Origin of the sequence: Mesorhizobium sp. (genome assembly GCF_004962925.1) — a bacterium.
Lineage (GTDB): Bacteria > Pseudomonadota > Alphaproteobacteria > Rhizobiales > Rhizobiaceae > Mesorhizobium.
Window position 1 is genome coordinate 1 of record NZ_SUEO01000500.1, and the last position, 235, is coordinate 235.

1 protein-coding gene is annotated in these 235 nt (G+C 59.6%); it reads left to right on the top strand.

Going from position 1 to position 235, the window contains the following annotated elements; all coding sequences use genetic code 11:
- On the top strand, positions 1-235 hold a 235-nt coding region (locus E5W87_RS35875; protein ID WP_292408807.1), incomplete at both ends, for a hypothetical protein.

The window sequence follows — 235 nt, forward strand, 5'->3', positions numbered from 1 at the left end:
GATGTTGAGCGGCAACCAGAGCGCAGCCGCACATCTGGAAGACCTGCAGGCACGTCGGCCGTTTCGGGATTTCGTCTACGAGCTGAAGGGTGGCCGAACCGGCTGCCGTTGGGTTTCGATTACCGGCTTTCCGCGCTTCGATAGCGAGGGAAAATTTACCGGCTATCGCGGCATCGGTCGCAACGTCACGATGCTTGCCGTCGCGTTCGACGAATTGAAGCAGAGCGATCCATCG